Genomic DNA, 17409 nt, shown 5'->3' with positions numbered 1-17409 from the left:
GTCGCCTCGACCGGAGAGACCATGGGTCTGCGCTATTTCTTCAAGCAACTGCTGCTGCCACCGGGCGGCCTGCTGCTGCTCCTGTTGCTGGGGTGGTGGTTGCGTCGTCGCTATCCCCGTTTGGGCCTGGCCTGCTTCCTGGGCGGTCTGCTGGGGCTCTGGGCCAGTACCCTGCCGGTGGTGGTGGAAACCGGCGGTCGCCTGCTGGAGCGCGACGCCGCCCTGCCCGAAGCGCGCTGGGCGACGCTTGCGCAGCAGGCCGATGCCATCGTGGTGCTGGGCGCCGGGCGCGAGGTGGACGATCCGGGCTGGGCCGGCGATGCCGCCAGTCACCTGGCGGTGGAGCGATTGCGCTATGCGGCGCGGCTGGCCAAGGCCAGCGGCCTGCCGGTGCTGATCACCGGAGGCTCGCCCCATGACCGCCCGCTGAGCGAGGCGGCGCTGATGACCGAGGTGATGGAACGCGACCTGGGGGTGCCGGTGCGCTGGCAGGAAGGGGCCAGCCGCACCACCTGGGAAAACGCCACCCTGAGTGCGCCGCTGCTGCGCGAGGCCGGGGTCAAGCGGGTGGTGCTGGTGACCCAGGCCTATCACATGGCCCGTTCGCGCTGGTGTTTCGAACGGCAGGGCTTCGCGGTGGTGGCCGCGCCCATGGGCTTCATCGGCGTCGCCAATGCCCGGCCCTTCGGTGGCTGGCTACCGGAAGCCAAGGCGGTCGAGCAGACCGCCCAGTTGCTCAACGAGGCTGCTGGGCTGCTGCTCTATCCGCTCGCCTATCGCTGAGTCACCACCAGCGGTGCCTCTTCGGGACGATCCTGCCGACGCAGCAGCAGGCCCCACAGCAGCACCAGGGCGGAAAAGATCGCCAGCGGCCAGAGGCGGTAGTGCAGATAGGGCGTCAGGCCATCCATGGGCACCACGCTGCCCTGCAGCACGCCGACCTCGAAGGCCGGGATCTGCCGGCTGATGCGACCGAAGGGATCGACCAGGGCGGTGATGCCGTCGTTGGTAACCCGTACCAGCCAGCGACCGCTTTCCAAAGCGCGCATCTGCGCCATCTGCAGGTGCTGCTGCGGACCGATGGACTTGCCGAACCAGGTGTCGTTGCTGATGGTGAGCAGCAACTGACTCTGGGCCGCCATGCTGGCGACGAATTCCGGATAGACCACCTCGTAGCAGATGTAGGGCGCCACGCGATAGCCCTTCACCAGTAGTGGCTCCTGCTGCTCGGGGCCGCGGACGAAGTCGGACATGGGCAGGTCGAAGAAGCCGATCAGGCCGCGCAGGTATTCCTGCAGCGGCACGTATTCGCCGAAGGGCACCAGCTTCTGCTTGTAGTAGGTACCCGAGCCGTTGCCGACCGCGGTGATGCTGTTGAAGTAGCGCGAATCGCCGTCGGCGTCGCGTTCCCGGGCGGGCAGGCCGGTCACCAGGGCGCCGCCATGGGCCGCCACCTGGGCGCCTTCGGCGGCGAGGAAGTCACTGACGTATTCGCGCAGCACGGGAATGGCGTTTTCCGGCCAGACCACCAGGTCGGCGTCGGTCTGCTCGGCGGTACGGTCGCGATAGAGCGCCAGGGTGGCGCGGGCGTGGTCGGGATTCCACTTGAGTTCCTGGGCGATGTTGCCCTGGATCCCGGCGACCTTGAGCGGCGCGCCGGCCGGTTGCGTCCATACCTGGCCCTGGAAGACATCGCCGGCCACCCAGGGCAGGGCCACCAGCACCAGGGCCGCGACCAGGGCCACCGGTCGCAGGATCAGCCGCGGGGCGTTGACCAGCAGCGCCGCGGTAAAGGCCAGCACGGCCGAGATCAGCCAGACGCCGCCCAGGGGCGCCAGCCCCTGCAGGGGACCGCTGAGCTGGCTGTAGCCCAGCAGCAGCCAGGGAAAGCCGGTCAGCGCCCAGCTGCGAAACAGCTCCAGGGCGAACCACAGGCCGGCGAAGGTGAGGGCGTCGCCCAGGGGTGCCTGGTTGCGTCTCAGGCACAGCGCCCACAGGCCGGCGGGCAGGGCGAAGAACAGCGCGATGCCTGCGCAGAAGCCCACGGTGAGAAAGAGCGCCAGGGGCACCGGCGCGGCCCCGTAGGTGTGGATGCTGACGTAGATCCAGCTGGTGCCGGCGAGAAAGGCGCCGAAGCCGTAGCACCAGCCGCGCAGCAGGGCGCGCCAGGCGCCGAGCCCCTTGAGGCCCAGGTAGAAGAGACCGGCGGACAGCAGTGCCAGCGGCCAGATGTTGAAAGGGGCCAACGCCAGGGGCGTGAGGGCGCCAGCGAAGAGCGCCAGAAGGTTGCCCTTCCAGCCGGGTTGAGAGATCCAGCGCATCGAAAATCCTTGGTCCGATCGAGGCTGCGCAAGCTTACTCGCCAGCGCGAGTCAGTGCCAAAGGCGCTTGAGGGAGAGCGAGCCAGGTCGCAGTTGGGGAGGGGATGGTAAAGGCTATCGCGGCCATGGCGATCCGTCGGTTGGGCTAGGACGATTCTATCGTCGAAGCCCAACAGTCGTGCAGTCGAGGCAAGGCCTGTTGGGCTTCGCTGCGCTCAACCCAACCTACGGCGGTCCGTAGGAGGGCGTGCGATGGGCATTGCCTGGGCCGTGCTAGCGGTTGACCGGGGTCACGCGCAGCAGGTGGATGCGGCGGCCGTCGGCGTTGAGGACGCGGAAGCGGAAATCGTCGATCACCGTTTCCTCGTTGCGCTTGGGCAGGTGGCCCAGGCGATTCATCACCAGGCCGCCGGCCGTGTCGGCCTCGGTGTCGGCGAAGCGAGTTTCCAGAATCTCGTTGAGCGTCTCGATGGGGGTGAGCGCCTTGACCACGAAGTCGCCATTGGGCAGCGACTTGATGAAGCTCTCTTCCTCCACGTCGTGCTCGTCCTCGATCTCGCCGACGATCTGCTCCAGCACGTCCTCGATGGTCACCAGGCCGGCGACGCCGCCGTATTCGTCCACCACGATGGCCATGTGGCTGTGGGTGGAACGGAATTCGCGCAGGAGTACGTTGAGCCGCTTGGACTCGGGCACGAAGGTGGCCGGGCGCAGCGCCGTCTTGAAGTCGAAGACCCGTGCAGGGTCCAGCAGCAGCGGCAGTAGGTCCTTGGCCAGCAGCAGGCCGAGCACGTCGTCGGGGCCATCGCCGATCACCGGATAGCGCGAGTGGGCCGCCTCGATCACCGCCGGCAGGAATTCGGCGGGGGTCTGCTGGGCGCGAATGCTGATGATCTGCGAGCGCGGCACCATGATGTCGCGCACCTGCAGGTCGGCCACCGAGATGGCGCCTTCGACGATGGACAGCACCTCGCTGTCGAGCACCTTGTTCTCGTGCGCTTCGCGCAGCAGTTCCAGCAGTTCCTGGCGGCTCTTGGGTTCATGGGCAAAGGCCTGGACGATGCGTTCCAGCCAGGAACGATGCCCAGTGCCTGATCGATCTTCGTTCATGTGTGTGTCATTCACCGTAGGGATCGGGGTAGCCCAGTTCAGCGAGCAATTGGCGTTCCAGGTCTTCCATCTCCTCGGCTTCGTCATCTTCCAGATGATCGTAGCCGAGCAGGTGCAGGCAGCCGTGGATGACCAGGTGCGCCCAGTGCGCCTTGGCGGGCTTGCCTTGCTCGGCGGCCTCGCGGGCCACCACGGGGGCGCAGATCACCAGGTCGCCGAGCAGGGGGATATCGAGGAATTCGTCCGGCACGTCGGCCGGAAAGGACAGCACGTTGGTGGCGTAGTCCTTGTGGCGCCAGGTGCGATTCAGCTCGCGGCCTTCGTCTTCGTCCACCAGGCGGATGGTGAGTTCCGAGTCGCCCTGGCGGGCGCGCAGGGCCAGTTCACACCAGCGGCGTAAGTCCGGCTCCTCGGGGAGGTCGGCCGCCTCGCTGGCGACCTGGACGTCCAGTTCAATCGCCATGGCGATCCTCTCCGGACGCGCGCGGCTGGTCCTGCAGCGCCTCGAAGCGGTCGTAGGCCTCGACGATGCGCTGCACCAGCGGATGGCGCACCACGTCCTTGGACTCGAAGTGGGTGAAGCCGATGCCGGGCACGTCGCGCAGGACCTCGATGACGTGCTTGAGGCCCGACTTGGTGCCGCGCGGCAGGTCGACCTGGGTGACGTCACCGGTGATCACCGCGGTGGAACCGAAACCGATGCGGGTCAGGAACATCTTCATCTGCTCGAGGGTGGTGTTCTGACTCTCGTCGAGAATGATGAAGCTATTGTTGAGGGTGCGGCCACGCATGTAGGCCAGCGGCGCGACCTCGATGACCTGGCGCTCGATGAGCTTGGCCACCTGCTCGAAGCCGAGCATCTCGTAGAGGGCGTCGTACAGCGGTCGCAGATAGGGGTCGATCTTCTGTGCCAGGTCGCCGGGCAGGAAGCCCAGCTTCTCGCCGGCTTCCACCGCCGGACGCACCAGCAGGATGCGGCGTATCTGCTCGCGCTCCAGGGCGTCCACGGCGCAGGCCACGGCCAGGTAGGTCTTGCCGGTACCGGCCGGACCTATGCCGAAGTTGATGTCGTGATCGAGGATCGACTTGACGTAGCGCTGCTGGTTGGCGCCGCGCGGGCGGATCATGCCCTTCTTGGTGCGCAGGGCGACGCTGGTGTCGCCACCGCTGCGGTGCTCTTCCTGCAGGGCTTCCAAACCGGATTCCTGCAGATAGAGGTGCACCAGTTCCGGAGCCACCGCGGTGCCGCTGGCGGTTTCGCGATAGAGGCGCTGCAGGAGATTCTGCGCTGCGCGGGTGCGCTCGGGATCGCCGACCAGTTCGAACTGGTTGCCGCGATTGCGGATCTCGATGCCGAGACGGCGTTCGATCTGGCGCAGATTTTCATCGAGCTGGCCGCACAGGTTGGCGAAACGGTCGGCATCGAAGGGTTCGAGGGTGAAGTGCTGGAGCGTCTGGGGGGTATTCAAGGTGTGCTGGGAAACCCTTTGGATTGGCTTTACGAAAACTTGACGTAGCGTGAGAGTAACCTGGGTCGCGCCCTTGGCAAAGGGCGCGTGTGACCATCCATCAGGCCAGCGCGACGGCGACGGGCGGGCGCGCACCGCTGGCGACGGGGGCCAGCAGGGTGCCGCGCAGGGAGTGCGGCAGGGCTTCGTCGATGTGCACCTGGACGAACTGACCGATCAGGCTGGCGTCGCTGCAACGGAAGTTGACGATGCGGTTGTTCTCGGTGCGACCCTGCAGCATGCCGGGATCGCGCTTGGAGAAATCGCTGACCAGGATGGTCTGGACGCTGCCGGCCATGCGCCGGCTGATCTCGAAGCCCTGCTGGTGGATACGCGTCTGCAGGATCTGCAGGCGCTGCTTCTTGAGCTCGTCCGGGGTGTCGTCGACCAGGTCCGCCGCCGGGGTGCCGGGACGGGCGCTGTAGATGAAGGAGAAGGAGAAGTCGAAACCGACGTCCTCGATCAGCTTCATGGTCTGTTCGAAGTCCTTCTCGGTCTCGCCGGGGAAGCCGACGATGAAGTCCGAGCTGATGCAGATGTCGGGTACCGCCGCCTTGAGCCGGCGGATGCGCGACTTGTATTCCAGCGCCGTGTGGTTGCGCTTCATGGCCGCCAGGATGCGATCCGAACCGGCCTGCACCGGCAGGTGGACGAATTTCACCAGCTCCGGGATCTCGGCGTGGGCCTGGATCAGGGCGTCGGAGAATTCCAGCGGGTGCGAGGTGGTGTAGCGGATGCGGTCGATGCCGTCCACCGCCGCCACCACATAGAGCAGCTCGGCGAAGTCGGCGATGCGGCCGTCGCCGGTGGCGCCGCGATAGCCATTGACGTTCTGGCCCAGCAGGGTCACCTCGCGCACGCCGTGCTCGGCGAGGTGGATGATCTCGGCGAGGACGTCGTCCAGCGGCCGGCTGACCTCTTCGCCGCGGGTATAGGGCACCACGCAGAAGGTGCAGTACTTGCTGCAGCCTTCCATGATGGAGACGAAGGCGCTGGGGCCGTCGATGCGCGGCTCGGGCAGGCGGTCGAACTTCTCGATCTCGGGGAAGGAGATGTCCACCTGGGGCGCCCGGGTGGTGCGCGCGGCGTCGATCATCTCCGGCAGGCGGTGCAAGGTCTGGGGCCCGAAGACCACATCGACATAGGGCGCGCGGTCGCGGATGGCGGCGCCTTCCTGGCTGGCCACGCAGCCACCGACACCGATCACCAGATCGGGATTCTCCAGCTTGAGTTCGCGCCAGCGACCGAGCTGGGAAAACACCTTCTCCTGCGCCTTCTCGCGGATCGAGCAGGTGTTGAGCAGGATGACATCGGCCTCGGCCGGATTCTGGGTGACTTCCAGCGGCTCCCGTTCGCCGAGCAGGTCGACCATGCGCGACGAATCGTATTCGTTCATCTGGCAGCCATGGGTTTCGATATAGAGCTTCTTGGACATGCGCGGCAGGAGGTCGGTGGCGAGTGGACCGCGCATTATAATGATGGCCTTCCGCACGGGGAAGAGCCGCCCGGAAGGCGGTCGGCCTAGGCCTGGGCAGCGTCCTCCGGCAGCCGGGCGATGGCCTTGATCTCGAAGCGAAAGCCGGCCAGCCAGGTGGCGCCGACCGCGGTCACCGTGGGGTAGGGCGCCGTGCCCCAGTGCTCCAGCAGCACCGGCCAGATCCGTTCGAAGCTGGCTTCGGCATCGACCATGAACAGGGTGACGTCCACCACGTCGGCAAAGGCGGCGCCGGCCGCGGCAAGGACGGCGTCGAGGTTGGCGAAGGCCAGGCGGACCTGGTCTTCCAGCTCCGGCTCGGGCGAACCGTCGGCGCGGCTGCCGACCTGCCCCGAGACGAAGAGAAAGCCGTTGGAACGGATGGCCGGCGAATAGCGGTGCTGTTCGTAGAGGGCGTGGCGCTGGGCGGGAAAGACGACGTCGCGGGTCATGCTGGGGCTCCGGTAGGGATCGCTGGAGCCACCTTAGGCGCCGTCCGCCAGGGGATAAACCCGGCCAGGCGGTCAGCATTGTTTGTACAATTCAAACAATCCCCTGTTCAGGAATCGGCATGGATCTGTTCGCCGCGATGCAGACCTTCGTGCGGGTGGTGGAAGCCGGCAGCTTCACCCGCGCGGCCGAGACCCTCGGCAGCAGCCGCACCCGCGTCACCCAGCAGGTGCAGCAGCTGGAGGCGCACCTGCAGGTGCGCCTGCTCAATCGCACCACCCGGCAGGTGCAGGTCACCGCCGACGGCGCGGCCTATTACGACCGCTGCCTGGGCGTGCTGGCAGCGGTGGACGATGCCGAGACGGGGCTTTCGGTCGCCACCCGCACGCCCCGTGGCCGCCTGCGGGTGGACGTGCCCAGCCCGCTGGCGCGGTTGATCCTGATCCCGGCTCTGCCGGACTTCTTCGAGCGCTATCCGGATATCCAGCTCGAGCTGGGCGTCAGCGATCGCCAGGTGGATCTGATCGGTGACAACGTCGATTGCGTGATCCGCGGCGGGCGCATCCGCGAGCAGTACCTGGTGGCCCGGCCGCTAGGGGCGCTGCAACTGGGCTGCTATGCCGCACCGGCCTATCTCGCCGCCCAGGGTGTGCCGGTTCATCCCGCCGAGCTGGCCGAGACGCCGCACCGGGTGGTGCGGTTTCTCTGGGGTAGGGGCAAGGGCTTTCCCTATGCCCTGCAGCGCGGCGCCGAGCGCCTGGAGCTGCAGGGCCGCCACAGTCTGGAGGTGGACGACGGCAATGCCTGCCTAGCGGCGGGGCAGGCCGGACTAGGGGTGGTCTGCCTGCCGCACTACCTGGCAGCGGAGGCGGTCGCTCGTGGCGAACTGGTCAGGCTGTTCGCGGACTGGCAGGTGGCACCCCTGCCGCTGTATCTGGCCTTCGCCCCCAATCGTCATGTCAGCGCCAAGTTGCGGGTGTTCATCGACTGGGTGACAGCCGTGGTGGCCGAGCGGGCCTGGCTGGAAACCCCTGGCGAACGCTGACGGCTGCCGGGGCCGGCGTGCTATGCTCGCTGCCCCCTTTTTCCTCGGCGAAACCCGCGTCCACCATGAGCTCATCCCCCAGCAAGCCGGCCATCTACAAGGTCATCTTCGTCAACCAGGGTCAGGTCTTCGAGATCTACGCCAAGCAGATCTTCCAGAGCGATCTCTGGGGCTTCCTGGAAATCGAGGAGCTGGTGTTCGGCGAGCGCACCCAGGTGGTGGTGGATCCGAGCGAGGAAAAGCTCAAGGCGCAATTCGAAGGCGTGGTGCGCAGCTTCGTGCCCATGCACTCGATCATCCGCATCGACGAGGTGGAGCGCCTGGGGCAGCCCAAGATCAGCGAAGCCAAGGGTGGCACCAATGTCATGCCGTTTCCGATGCCAATGCCCGACAAGCCCTGAGAACCTGGCCAAAGTCTGCTGCGCGTCGGCCAAACGGCGTTGAAAATGGCTTCGGAATGCTCATTCACGACTTGTAAACTCCGCTTCCTAAGCCATTTTCGCCTTGTTTGTCTCTAGCTCGCGAGATTTTGAACAGGCTCTGCCGGGCTCGCCGTCAGTTCTGCGGCGGCTGGAAGGGATTGAGATTGCCTGCGGTCTGCATGTCCTGCAGATAGTCGCGGAAGATCTGCCCCAGCACCTGGGTAGCCATCTCCAGTTCGTCACGGCGCATCTGGGCGCTGACCAGGTCGGCGGTGTCCATGGCTTCGTCGTTGCCGTTGATGGCGGCCATCTTCAGCACTATGTAGGCCTGGATGTTGTTGGGCGGTACGCCCTCGCCACGAAAGAACATGTTGCCGAGGCGATTCTGCGCATCGGCATTTCCCTTGAGCGAGGCCTGCTCGAACCACTGACGCGCCTGGTTGAGATCCTTGGGCGTCTGCTTGCCTTCGTAGTAGAAGTCACCGAGTTCGTACTGCGCCTGAGAATCGCCTTCGTGGGCGATCTGCTGGCAGCGGGCGATCGCCTGCGCCAGGGCTTCGTTGGCCAGATTCAGGTTGCAACGGCTGGTGCTGGGGACGAGCAGCGAATTGCCTCCGGCCAGGGCGGCCAGGGGCATCAGGATCAGGGCTGCGCACAGGGTACGACCAGCGCGGTGCATGAAGCGCCTCCACGAGCGAGGCAGGTTCGGAGAACCCGGTCGGCGAAACGCGCCGACATCTCATTATGGGTCAAGCCGACGCACGCTTTCAAAACCTTTACGCGCAACGGCGGAACTTTTTTACCCGTGACGCCGGCCACTCAACTAGTGTGTGAGGCCGGCGGGGCAGAGAGGTTCCACAGGCGAGACGAATGACACCTGTCAGACGGGTCCTAGTCCTTGAAGGTGGCGAAGGCGCGCTCGGCGGCGTCCAGGGTGATGCGCAATTCCTCGTCGCCATGGGCGATGGAGGTGAAGCCGGCCTCGAAGGCACTGGGCGCCAGGTAGACGCCACCGTCCAGCATCAGGTGGAAGAAGCGCTTGAATCTCTCGCTGTCGCTGGCCATGACATCGCTGAAGGTAACGATGTCTTCGGCGCCGCTAAAGTAGAGACCGAACATGCCGCCTGCCTGGGTGGTGACGAAGGGCACACCGGCGGCATCGGCGCGGTCCTGCAAGCCTTGCAGCATTCGCGTGGTGTAGTCGGTCAGCTCGGCGTGGAAGCCGGGACGGCGGATCAGCTGCAGGGTGGTAAGGCCGGCGGCCATGGCCAGCGGATTGCCCGACAGGGTGCCGGCCTGGTAGACCGGGCCGAGCGGGGCGATCTTTTCCATGATCTCGCGCTTGCCGCCAAAGCAGCCGACCGGCATGCCGCCGCCGACGATCTTGCCGAAGGTGGTGAGGTCCGGGCGGATGCCGTAGTGCGCCTGGGCACCGCCCAGGGCGACGCGGAAGCCGGTCATGACCTCGTCGAAGATCAGCACCACGCCATAGCGATCGCAGAGGCTGCGCAGCCCTTCCAGAAAGCCCGGCGCCGGCGGTACGCAATTCATGTTGCCGGCCACCGGCTCGACGATGATGCAGGCGATCTGGTCGCCGACTTTGGCCAGGGTTTCTTCCACCTCGCCCAGGTCGTTGTAGGCCAGGGTCAGGGTGTGCTGGGCGAAGGCCGCCGGCACGCCGGGAGAGCTGGGCACGCCCAGGGTCAGGGCGCCGGAACCGGCCTTGACCAGCAGGCTGTCGGAGTGGCCGTGGTAGCAGCCCTCGAATTTGATGATGGTGTCGCGCCCGGTGTAGCCGCGTGCCAGGCGGATGGCGCTCATGGTGGCCTCGGTGCCCGAGCTGACCATGCGCACCATTTCCATGGACGGCACGATCTCGCAGATGAGATCAGCCATGGTGGTTTCCAGGGCGGTCGGGGCGCCGTAGGAGAGGCCGTGTTCCAGCTGACGACGCACGGCGTCGAGCACGTCGGGATGGCTGTGGCCGAGGATCATCGGTCCCCAGGAACCGACGTAGTCGACATAGCGCTTGTCATCCTCGTCGACGATATAGGCGCCCTGGGCGTGCTTGAAGAACAGCGGCGTGCCGCCGACGCTCTTGAAGGCACGAACCGGTGAGTTGACGCCACCGGGGATGTGGCGCTGGGCCTGGTCGAAGAGTTGCGCGGAGCGGGACATAGGGGTCTCCTTGAAGGGGATCAGGCCGTGAATAGCCGGGCGAAGGCGCGCGCGCGGCGCTCCACCTCGCCCGCGCTGGCGGCGGAAAACAAGGTGTGGACGACGGCGAGCAGGTCGACGCCGTGGGCGAGCAGATGTGGGGCATTGTCCAGGGTGACACCGCCGATGGCGCAGACGGGCAGAGCGAAACGACTGCGGGCTTGGTCGAGCAATTCCAGGGGCGCTGGCGGGGCATCCGGCTTGGTGCTGGAGGCGAAGAAGCGACCGAAGGCCAGGTAGCTGACGCCGGCCTGGACCGCGGCCTCGGCCAACTCCAGACTGGCGTGGCAGGTGCCGCCGAGGATGGCTTCCGCACCCAGTTCGGCGCGGGCCGCGGCCAGGGAACCGTCTTCCTGACCCAGGTGCAGGCCGACGCCCAGCTGGCGGGCCAGGGCGAGGTCGTCATTGATGATCAACAGGGCGCCATGCTGGCGGCAGAGGTCGGCAAGAGCCGCGGCTTCGTCATGACGACGGTTGGCATCCCCTGACTTGTCGCGGTACTGCACCAGGCGGGCACCGCCCTGCAGGGCAGCTTCGACATAGGGCAGCAGGCGACCCTCGGCGAGCAGCACGCTGTCGGTGATGGCATAGAGGCCGCGCAGGGTGCTCATGAGCAGAAGTCCAGTGGCAGGCGCCGCGGCACGTACTGGCCGCGACCGGGGCGCTCGGCGTCCCTCAGGGTGCGCCAGGTGTAGTCCAGGGCGCTGCGTACCGCGCTGGGCAGGGCTTCGCCCAGGGCCAGGCGCCCGGCCAGGGTACTGGCCAGGGTGCAGCCGGAGCCGTGGTAGCTGCCGGGCAGGCGCTGGCAGACATGGGTCTCGCAGCCACCGGTACGGTCATAGAGGCGGTTGTGCACCTCGTGTTCTTCGCCATGGCCGCCAGTGATCAGCAGGTGGGCGCAAAAGGGCAGCAGGCGCTCGGCGCATTGCTCCGGGGTGCCCTCGGGTAACTCGGCGAGGATGCGCGCCTCGGGCAGGTTGGGGGTGGCGATGGTAGCGCGCGGCAGCAAGCGCTCGCGGATGGCGTAGCCGACCTCGTCCTTGCCCAGGGCGCCGCCACCACCGGCGCGCAGCACCGGATCGCAGACCAGGGGCACGCCAGGGAGCGCTTCCATGATCTCCAGCACCGTCTCGACCATCTCCACCGAACCGAGCATGCCCAGCTTGACCGCCGCCACTGGCAGGTCGGCGATGATCGCCCGGGCCTGGGCCAGCACCCACTCGCGATCCAGCACCCGGAAGTTCAGCACGTCGACGGTGTCCTGCACGGTCAGCGCGGTGACCGCCGGGGCGGCATGGCAGCCCTGGGCAATCAGGGCTTCGATGTCGGCCTGCAGCCCGGCGCCGCCACTCGGATCGTGGCCGGACAGGCAGAGGACGACGGGACGTTGGGGTTCGAGGGTCATGGACGTCAGCCTAGCAAAGGGAAAAGGGGCGCAGCGGCCGGGCGCCGCAGGGAGTGGCACCCTACAACGACCTCGCGCCCTGCGCCACCCGTTGACATGGGACCCGGATCGGGACGAAGGAACTCCGCTGCCGGTTGGGTAGCCGATATACTGCACCTTTGCTCGGGTAAGGCGGTTCTATGGCGTTGTGGCGGTTGTTGCGTGATTTCTTCCTGCGCCAACGGCGTGCCTACGGGACGGCCATCCTCTGCCTGCTGGGCGTCGGTCTGCTCAACCTGACCCTGCCCTGGTGGATCGGCAAGGCCATCGACGCCCTGCGTGCCGGCGAGCTGGATCAGACCGGCCTGCTCTGGCGCGTCGCCCTGATCGTGGCGGTCGGCTGTGGCCTCTATGTGCTCCGCTATCAGTGGCGGGTGCGCCTGTTCGGCACCTCCTACCAGGTCGGCGTGGAGCTGCGCGATGCCTTCTTCGCCAAGCTAGCGCGCCTGGATCCCGGCTTCTTCCAGTCCAGTCGTACCGGAGATCTGCTGGCCCGCGCCACCCAGGACATCGACGCCGTGGAGACCGCCGCCGGCGAAGGGGTGCTGGCCAGTTTCGATGGCATGCTGACCCTGCTGCTGGTGCTGCTGGCCATGTTCATCGGCATCGACGCACCCCTGGCCGCCCTGGCATTGTTGCCCTTTCCCTTCATGGCCTGGGGTTTCTACCGCGTGGCGCGGCGGGTGCAGCAGCGCTTCGGCTTGGCGCTGGCCGGCTTTTCCGCCCTCAACGACCGTACCCAGGAGGCCTTGAGCGGCCTGCGCATGCTGCGCCAGCATGCCCTGATCGAAGCCGAACTGGATGACTTCGACGCCCGCGCCCGCAGCGTGGCCAAGGCCGACTACCAGGTGCAGCGCACCGAGGCGCGCTACGAGCCGATCATCTTCGTCGCCCTGAGTCTCGCCACCCTGCTGACCCTGGTCATGGGCAGCTGGCGCTATCTCGACGGCCACATCACCCTGGGCCAGCTGACCAGCTTCAGCCTCTATCTCGTGCAGCTGATCTGGCCGATGTTCGCCATCGGCTGGTGCTTCAACCTGCTGCAGCGCGGCGAAGCGGGTGCCCGTCGGCTGGAGGAGGTGTTCGCCGTCATCGAGCGCATCCGTGACGAAGGCACCCAGACGCCGCCGGACCAGGCGGATCTGTCGGTCTATATCCCGGCCTTCACCTATCCCCAGGCACGCCAGCCGGCCTTGCAGGACGTGGTCATCGACCTGCCCGCGGGCGATACGCTGGGCATCGTCGGTGCCACCGGCAGCGGCAAGAGCACCCTGCTGCGCCTGCTGCTGCGCCAGTTTCCGCTGGAGCAGGGCTGCATTCGCCTGGGTGGGGTGCCGCTGGAGGACTACCGGCTGGGCGACCTACGCGCCCAGTTCGCCTATGTGCCCCAGGATCCCTTCCTGTTCGCCCGTACCCTGGGCGAAAACGTCGCCCTCAGTCGCCCCGACGCCACCGCCGGAGAGATCCGCGAAGCCCTCGACGCTGCTGCCTTCGGCACCGACCTGGCGGCCCTGCCGCAAGGCCTGGATACCCCGGTGGGCGAGCGCGGCCTGACCCTCTCCGGCGGCCAGCGCCAGCGGGTGGCCCTGGCCCGGGCGCTGCTCTCTCCGGCGCCCATCCTGCTGCTGGACGACACCCTCTCGGCGGTGGATACCGCCACCGAAGCCCGCCTGCTCAAGACGCTGGCCAGGCTGCAGGGGCGTACCACCCTGATCGTCAGCCACCGGCTCTCGGCCGTGCAGCACGCCGACGAGATCATCGTGCTCGACCAGGGCAGCCTGGTGGAGCGGGGTCGCCATGGCGAGCTGCTCGCCGCCGGGGGACTCTATGCCCGACTCTGGAATCTGCAGCAGGCGGAGGAGGCCAGCCAATGACCAGGACGCGCGTGCTCTCGCTGCTGCTCAAGCCGGTACTGGCCAATCCGCGCAAGCTGGCCGGCACCCTGGCGATCCTGGTCGTGGCCACGCTGTTCGACGTGCTGGGGCCCTGGCTGACCAAGCACTACCTGGACAACTACCTGGTGCCCCACGACCTGCGCCTCTGGCCGCTGGTGGGCCTGGTCGCCGCCTATGTGGTCTCCCAAGGCCTGGCCGCCTATGGCCGCTATCTGCAATCCCTGAGATTCGCCGAGATCGCCATGGACGTGGTGCTCCTGCAGCGGCGCCGGCTGTTCCGCCATGTGCTGAGCCTGCCGCAGAGCTTCCACGATCGTACCGCCACCGGCGAACTGGTGGCGCGGGTCACCAACGACACCGATGCCCTGCGCGAACTCTATGTGGCCTTCCTCGGCAACATGGTCGGCAACATCGTGCTGCTGATCGGCATCCTGGTGGCCATGGCGCTGCTCGACGTGCGGCTGATGGCCATCGCCGTGCTGCTGATCCCGGCCGCGGTGCTGATCGTCTGGGCCTACCAGCGATACAGCGGGGCGGCGGCCATGGAGGTGCGGATGCTGCGCGCCGAGCAGAGCGCCCGGCTGGGCGAGGCCATCGGCGGCATGGGTCTGTTGCAGGCCTTCAACCAGACCGAGCGCTTCCGCCAGGATTTCCAGCGGCTCAACCAGGCCCAGTACGGCGCGCGCATGCGCACCATCCGCGTCTCCGGCCTGCTGCTGCGCTCGGCGCTGGATCTGGTCAGCGTGGCGGTGCTGGCGGTGCTGCTGCTGGTCTACGGTATGGGGCATTTGCAGGGCGGCGCCGAGATCGGCGTGCTCTATGCCTTCGTCACCTACCTGGGCCGGGTGACCGAGCCGCTAATGGACATCACCCAGAGATTCAACCTGTTCCAACAGGCCACGGTGGCCGGCACCCGGCTGCTGCACCTGCTGGAAGAGAAGCCGGCGCTGAGCGGCGAAGATGACCGCCCCATCGCGACCGCGCACTTCCACCTCGACGCCGTGCGTTTTCGCCATGCCGGCGCCGGGCACGACACCCTGCATGGCATCGACCTGGACATCGCTCCGGGCACCTTTCTCGGTATCGTCGGCCCCACTGGCAGCGGCAAGTCGACGCTGCTCGACCTGCTCGCCGGACTGCAACCGGTCACCGGCGGCCACCTCTGCCTGGACGGTCGCGAACTGGGCACGCTGACTCCGGAAGTGCTGGGCGCCGCCTTGGCCAGCGTGCCTCAGGAGCCCTTCATCCGTTCCAGCAGCCTCAGGGACAACCTGCTGCTGGGCAGTCAGGTGCCGGATGCGCGCCTGCGCGAGGCCCTGGCCGCCGCCCACCTGGATGACCTGGTGGCGCGCCTGCCGGAAGGCCTGGATACCCTGCTGGGCGAGCGTGGCTTCACCCTGTCCACCGGCGAGCGGCAACTGCTGGCCCTGGCCCGGGCGCTCTTGCGCGAACCCAAGGTGCTGCTGCTCGACGAGGCCACCGCCAGCATCGACAGCGCCACCGAGGCGCGGCTGCAGGGGGCGCTGGACGAATTGCGCGGCCAGGTCACTCTGATCGTGGTGGCGCACCGGCTGTCCACCATCCGCCATGCCGATCGCATCCTGGTGCTGCGCGACGGCCGCAAGGTGGAGGAGGGTAGTCACGAATCGCTGCTGCAGCGGCCCGACGGCCACTATCGCCGGCTGTGGGAGCAGCATGCCCAGGGTGACAAACCCCTATGAGCCGTCACAGCCGTTGTCACCCAGGGGTGTTAGGGTGTCAGCTATAGCCAGCGCCCCAACAAGGAAACCTGCATGACCTCCGTATCCGAGGATTTCACCGTCGTCGCCACCGCCAGCGAGGCGGTCGACCGGCTCGCGGCGTTGCACCAGGAGGCCACCCAGGCCCTGGATGCGGCGCTCAAGCGCTATCTCAAGGATCGCGTCGAACCCAGCGCCGCCGAGCGCCAGCTGTTCCGCTATCCCGAGATCCGCATCCGCTATCGCGCGCCCGGCGTGCCGCCGGCCACCACCCGCGCCTACGCCAAGATCCAGCTGCCCGGCACCTATGTAGCCACCGTGACCCATCCGGCGGCCTTTCGCGGCTATCTGCTGGAGCAGCTCGAGCCGCTGATGCGCGACTACGACGTCCAGGTCGAGGTCGGTCGCAGTCGCCAGGACATCCCCTACCCCTATGTGGTGGAGCAGGGCGACGAACTGGCCGGCAGCGGCGTGACCGCCGCCGAACTGGCGCGGGTCTTTCCCAGCACCGATCTCTCCGCCGCCCACGACGACATCGCCGACGGCCACTACGACTGGGAGCGCATCGATCCGCTGCCGCTGGCCTTGTTCGATGCCGCCCGTACCGACTTCTCGCTGAGACGCATCGTTCACTACACCGGCAGCGACTGGCGTCACGTGCAGCCCTGGATCCTGCTGACCAACTACCATCGCTACGTCGACCAGTTCATCCAGCATGGCCTGGAGCAACTGCGCAGCGATCCGCGCTTCGAGCGCCTGGTGCTGCCGGGCAACGTCATCATCGAGCGCGACATGGACCCCACCGAGGCCCAGGCGGTCATCGCCGCCATCGCCTGGCACCGCTTCCAGATGCCGGCCTACCACCTGATCGCCGGCGACGGCCATGGCGTCACCCTGGTCAACATCGGCGTCGGCCCGTCCAACGCCAAGAACATCACCGACCACCTGGCGGTGCTGCGTCCGCACTGCTGGCTGATGATCGGCCACTGTGGCGGCCTGCGGCAGTCGCAGACCATCGGCGACTACGTGCTGGCCCACGCCTACATGAGACGCGACGGCATCCTCGACCGCGTGGTGCCGCCGCACATTCCCATCCCGGCGCTGGCCGAGGTGCAGGTGGCCCTGCAGGAAGCCGCCGCCAGCGTCACCGGCGAACGCGGCGAGGCGCTCAAGCGGCGCCTGCGTACCGGTACCGTGCTGACCTACGACGACCGCAACTGGGAATTACGCTGGGCTCAGGAACGCCCGCTGATCAACCTGGCGCGCGCCGTGGCGGTGGACATGGAGAGCGGCACCATCGCCGCCCAGGGCTATCGCCTGCGGGTGCCCTACGGCACCCTGCTGTGCGTGTCCGACAAGCCCCTGCACAGCGAGATCAAGCTGCCCGGCTCGGCCAACGCCTTCTATGCCCGCGCGGTGAGCCAGCACCTGGCCATCGGCATCGCCGCCCTCGACCAGCTGCGTACCCAGCTCGACTCCCTGCACTCGCGCAAGCTGCGCAGCTTCGACGAGCCACCGTTCCGGTAAGGCGCTGGGGTTGGGCGTGTTGGGCTTCGCTGCGCTCAACCCAACCTACGGGCCCAGGCTCTGGTAGGTTGGGTTGAGACAGCTCCATCGTCGAAGCCCAACGCAACCTTCCCCACCTTCTCTGCCCGCTCGGCAACCCCCTGTTATCGCCCCTCCGGAACATCTCGTCGCCCGCTCCGGTCGGTTGCAGGAGTGGGGGTGAGTCCGCGCGCGTCACCGTTCGGTAAAGATCACGGATTTAACATTGATCTCTGGGA

Annotated in this window: 16 protein-coding genes; 6 read left to right on the top strand and 10 right to left on the bottom strand. The window is 67.2% G+C overall.

Features of this window, described 5'->3' with window-relative positions:
* Positions 1–21: 21 nt before the first annotated feature.
* Positions 22–783 carry a YdcF family protein gene (locus tag BMZ43_RS05065; protein WP_093250544.1) on the top strand — a complete coding sequence of 254 codons (762 nt, stop codon included), beginning with the start codon at positions 22–24 and terminating at the stop codon, positions 781–783.
* Here BMZ43_RS05065 and lnt read toward each other — a convergent pair.
* From lnt to BMZ43_RS05035, 6 genes are all read right to left on the bottom strand, one after another.
* Complete coding sequence (lnt, locus tag BMZ43_RS05060; protein WP_093250541.1) at positions 774–2321, bottom strand: apolipoprotein N-acyltransferase; 1548 nt, start codon at positions 2319–2321, stop codon at positions 774–776. The genes BMZ43_RS05065 and lnt overlap by 10 nt on opposite strands.
* Positions 2322–2594: 273 nt before the next feature.
* Positions 2595–3431 carry an HlyC/CorC family transporter gene (locus tag BMZ43_RS05055; RefSeq protein WP_017642498.1) on the bottom strand — a complete coding sequence of 279 codons (837 nt, stop codon included), beginning with the start codon at positions 3429–3431 and terminating at the stop codon, positions 2595–2597.
* A gap of 7 nt (positions 3432–3438) precedes the next feature.
* Positions 3439–3894 carry an rRNA maturation RNase YbeY gene (ybeY, locus tag BMZ43_RS05050; protein ID WP_017642497.1) on the bottom strand — a complete coding sequence of 152 codons (456 nt, stop codon included), beginning with the start codon at positions 3892–3894 and terminating at the stop codon, positions 3439–3441.
* Positions 3884–4900 (bottom strand): PhoH family protein, encoded by a 1017-nt coding sequence (locus BMZ43_RS05045; RefSeq protein WP_093250534.1) that lies wholly within the window; start codon positions 4898–4900, stop codon positions 3884–3886. Before BMZ43_RS05045 ends, ybeY begins: the two co-directional genes overlap by 11 nt.
* Before the next feature lie 100 nt (positions 4901–5000).
* On the bottom strand, positions 5001–6374 hold the full coding sequence (gene miaB, locus BMZ43_RS05040; RefSeq protein WP_093251001.1) for a tRNA (N6-isopentenyl adenosine(37)-C2)-methylthiotransferase MiaB: 1374 nt from the start codon (positions 6372–6374) through the stop codon (positions 5001–5003).
* Positions 6375–6460: 86 nt separating this feature from the next.
* Positions 6461–6865, bottom strand: coding sequence for a Rid family hydrolase (locus tag BMZ43_RS05035; RefSeq protein WP_093250531.1), 405 nt, complete (start codon positions 6863–6865; stop codon positions 6461–6463).
* Positions 6866–6984: 119 nt separating this feature from the next.
* Between BMZ43_RS05035 and BMZ43_RS05030 the strand changes: the two genes are divergently transcribed.
* Together BMZ43_RS05030 and BMZ43_RS05025 are read left to right on the top strand one after the other, a co-directional pair.
* Positions 6985–7908: a LysR family transcriptional regulator gene (locus BMZ43_RS05030; protein WP_064308513.1), complete on the top strand. Its 924-nt coding sequence runs from the start codon at positions 6985–6987 to the stop codon at positions 7906–7908.
* 65 nt (positions 7909–7973) lie between these two features.
* Positions 7974–8309, top strand: coding sequence for a DUF1820 family protein (locus tag BMZ43_RS05025; RefSeq protein ID WP_007159644.1), 336 nt, complete (start codon positions 7974–7976; stop codon positions 8307–8309).
* 154 nt (positions 8310–8463) lie between these two features.
* Here BMZ43_RS05025 and BMZ43_RS05020 read toward each other — a convergent pair whose 3' ends face one another.
* The 4 genes from BMZ43_RS05020 to BMZ43_RS05005 all read right to left on the bottom strand — a co-directional run bounded on the left by BMZ43_RS05020 (position 8464) and on the right by BMZ43_RS05005 (position 11952).
* Complete coding sequence (locus BMZ43_RS05020; RefSeq protein ID WP_093250526.1) at positions 8464–9009, bottom strand: tetratricopeptide repeat protein; 546 nt, start codon at positions 9007–9009, stop codon at positions 8464–8466.
* A gap of 212 nt (positions 9010–9221) precedes the next feature.
* Positions 9222–10508, bottom strand: coding sequence for a glutamate-1-semialdehyde 2,1-aminomutase (gene hemL / locus BMZ43_RS05015; protein WP_064308514.1), 1287 nt, complete (start codon positions 10506–10508; stop codon positions 9222–9224).
* A 20-nt stretch (positions 10509–10528) separates the two neighbouring features.
* Complete coding sequence (gene thiE / locus BMZ43_RS05010) at positions 10529–11158, bottom strand: thiamine phosphate synthase (RefSeq protein ID WP_093250523.1); 630 nt, start codon at positions 11156–11158, stop codon at positions 10529–10531.
* Positions 11155–11952 (bottom strand): bifunctional hydroxymethylpyrimidine kinase/phosphomethylpyrimidine kinase, encoded by a 798-nt coding sequence (locus BMZ43_RS05005; RefSeq protein WP_093250520.1) that lies wholly within the window; start codon positions 11950–11952, stop codon positions 11155–11157. The genes thiE and BMZ43_RS05005 overlap by 4 nt, the downstream gene beginning before the upstream one ends.
* 179 nt (positions 11953–12131) lie before the next feature.
* Here BMZ43_RS05005 and BMZ43_RS05000 point away from each other — a divergent pair, with 179 nt between their 5' ends.
* The 3 genes from BMZ43_RS05000 (at position 12132) to amn (ending at position 17152) form a co-directional block, all read left to right on the top strand.
* The gene (locus BMZ43_RS05000) at positions 12132–13865 is read left to right on the top strand and encodes an ABC transporter ATP-binding protein (RefSeq protein ID WP_093250518.1); all 1734 of its coding nucleotides are present in this window, start codon (positions 12132–12134) and stop codon (positions 13863–13865) included.
* Complete coding sequence (locus tag BMZ43_RS04995) at positions 13862–15607, top strand: ABC transporter ATP-binding protein (RefSeq protein ID WP_093250515.1); 1746 nt, start codon at positions 13862–13864, stop codon at positions 15605–15607. Before BMZ43_RS05000 ends, BMZ43_RS04995 begins: the two co-directional genes overlap by 4 nt.
* 72 nt (positions 15608–15679) lie before the next feature.
* Positions 15680–17152, top strand: a complete 1473-nt coding sequence (gene amn / locus BMZ43_RS04990) for an AMP nucleosidase (protein ID WP_093250511.1) — start codon at positions 15680–15682, stop codon at positions 17150–17152.
* Positions 17153–17409: the final 257 nt, after the last annotated feature.

Source organism: Pseudomonas sp. Snoq117.2, from assembly GCF_900110545.1.
GTDB classification, from domain to species: Bacteria; Pseudomonadota; Gammaproteobacteria; order Pseudomonadales; family Pseudomonadaceae; genus Chryseomonas; species Chryseomonas benzopyrenica.
This window is presented reverse-complemented; position numbering and strand designations above follow the sequence as displayed.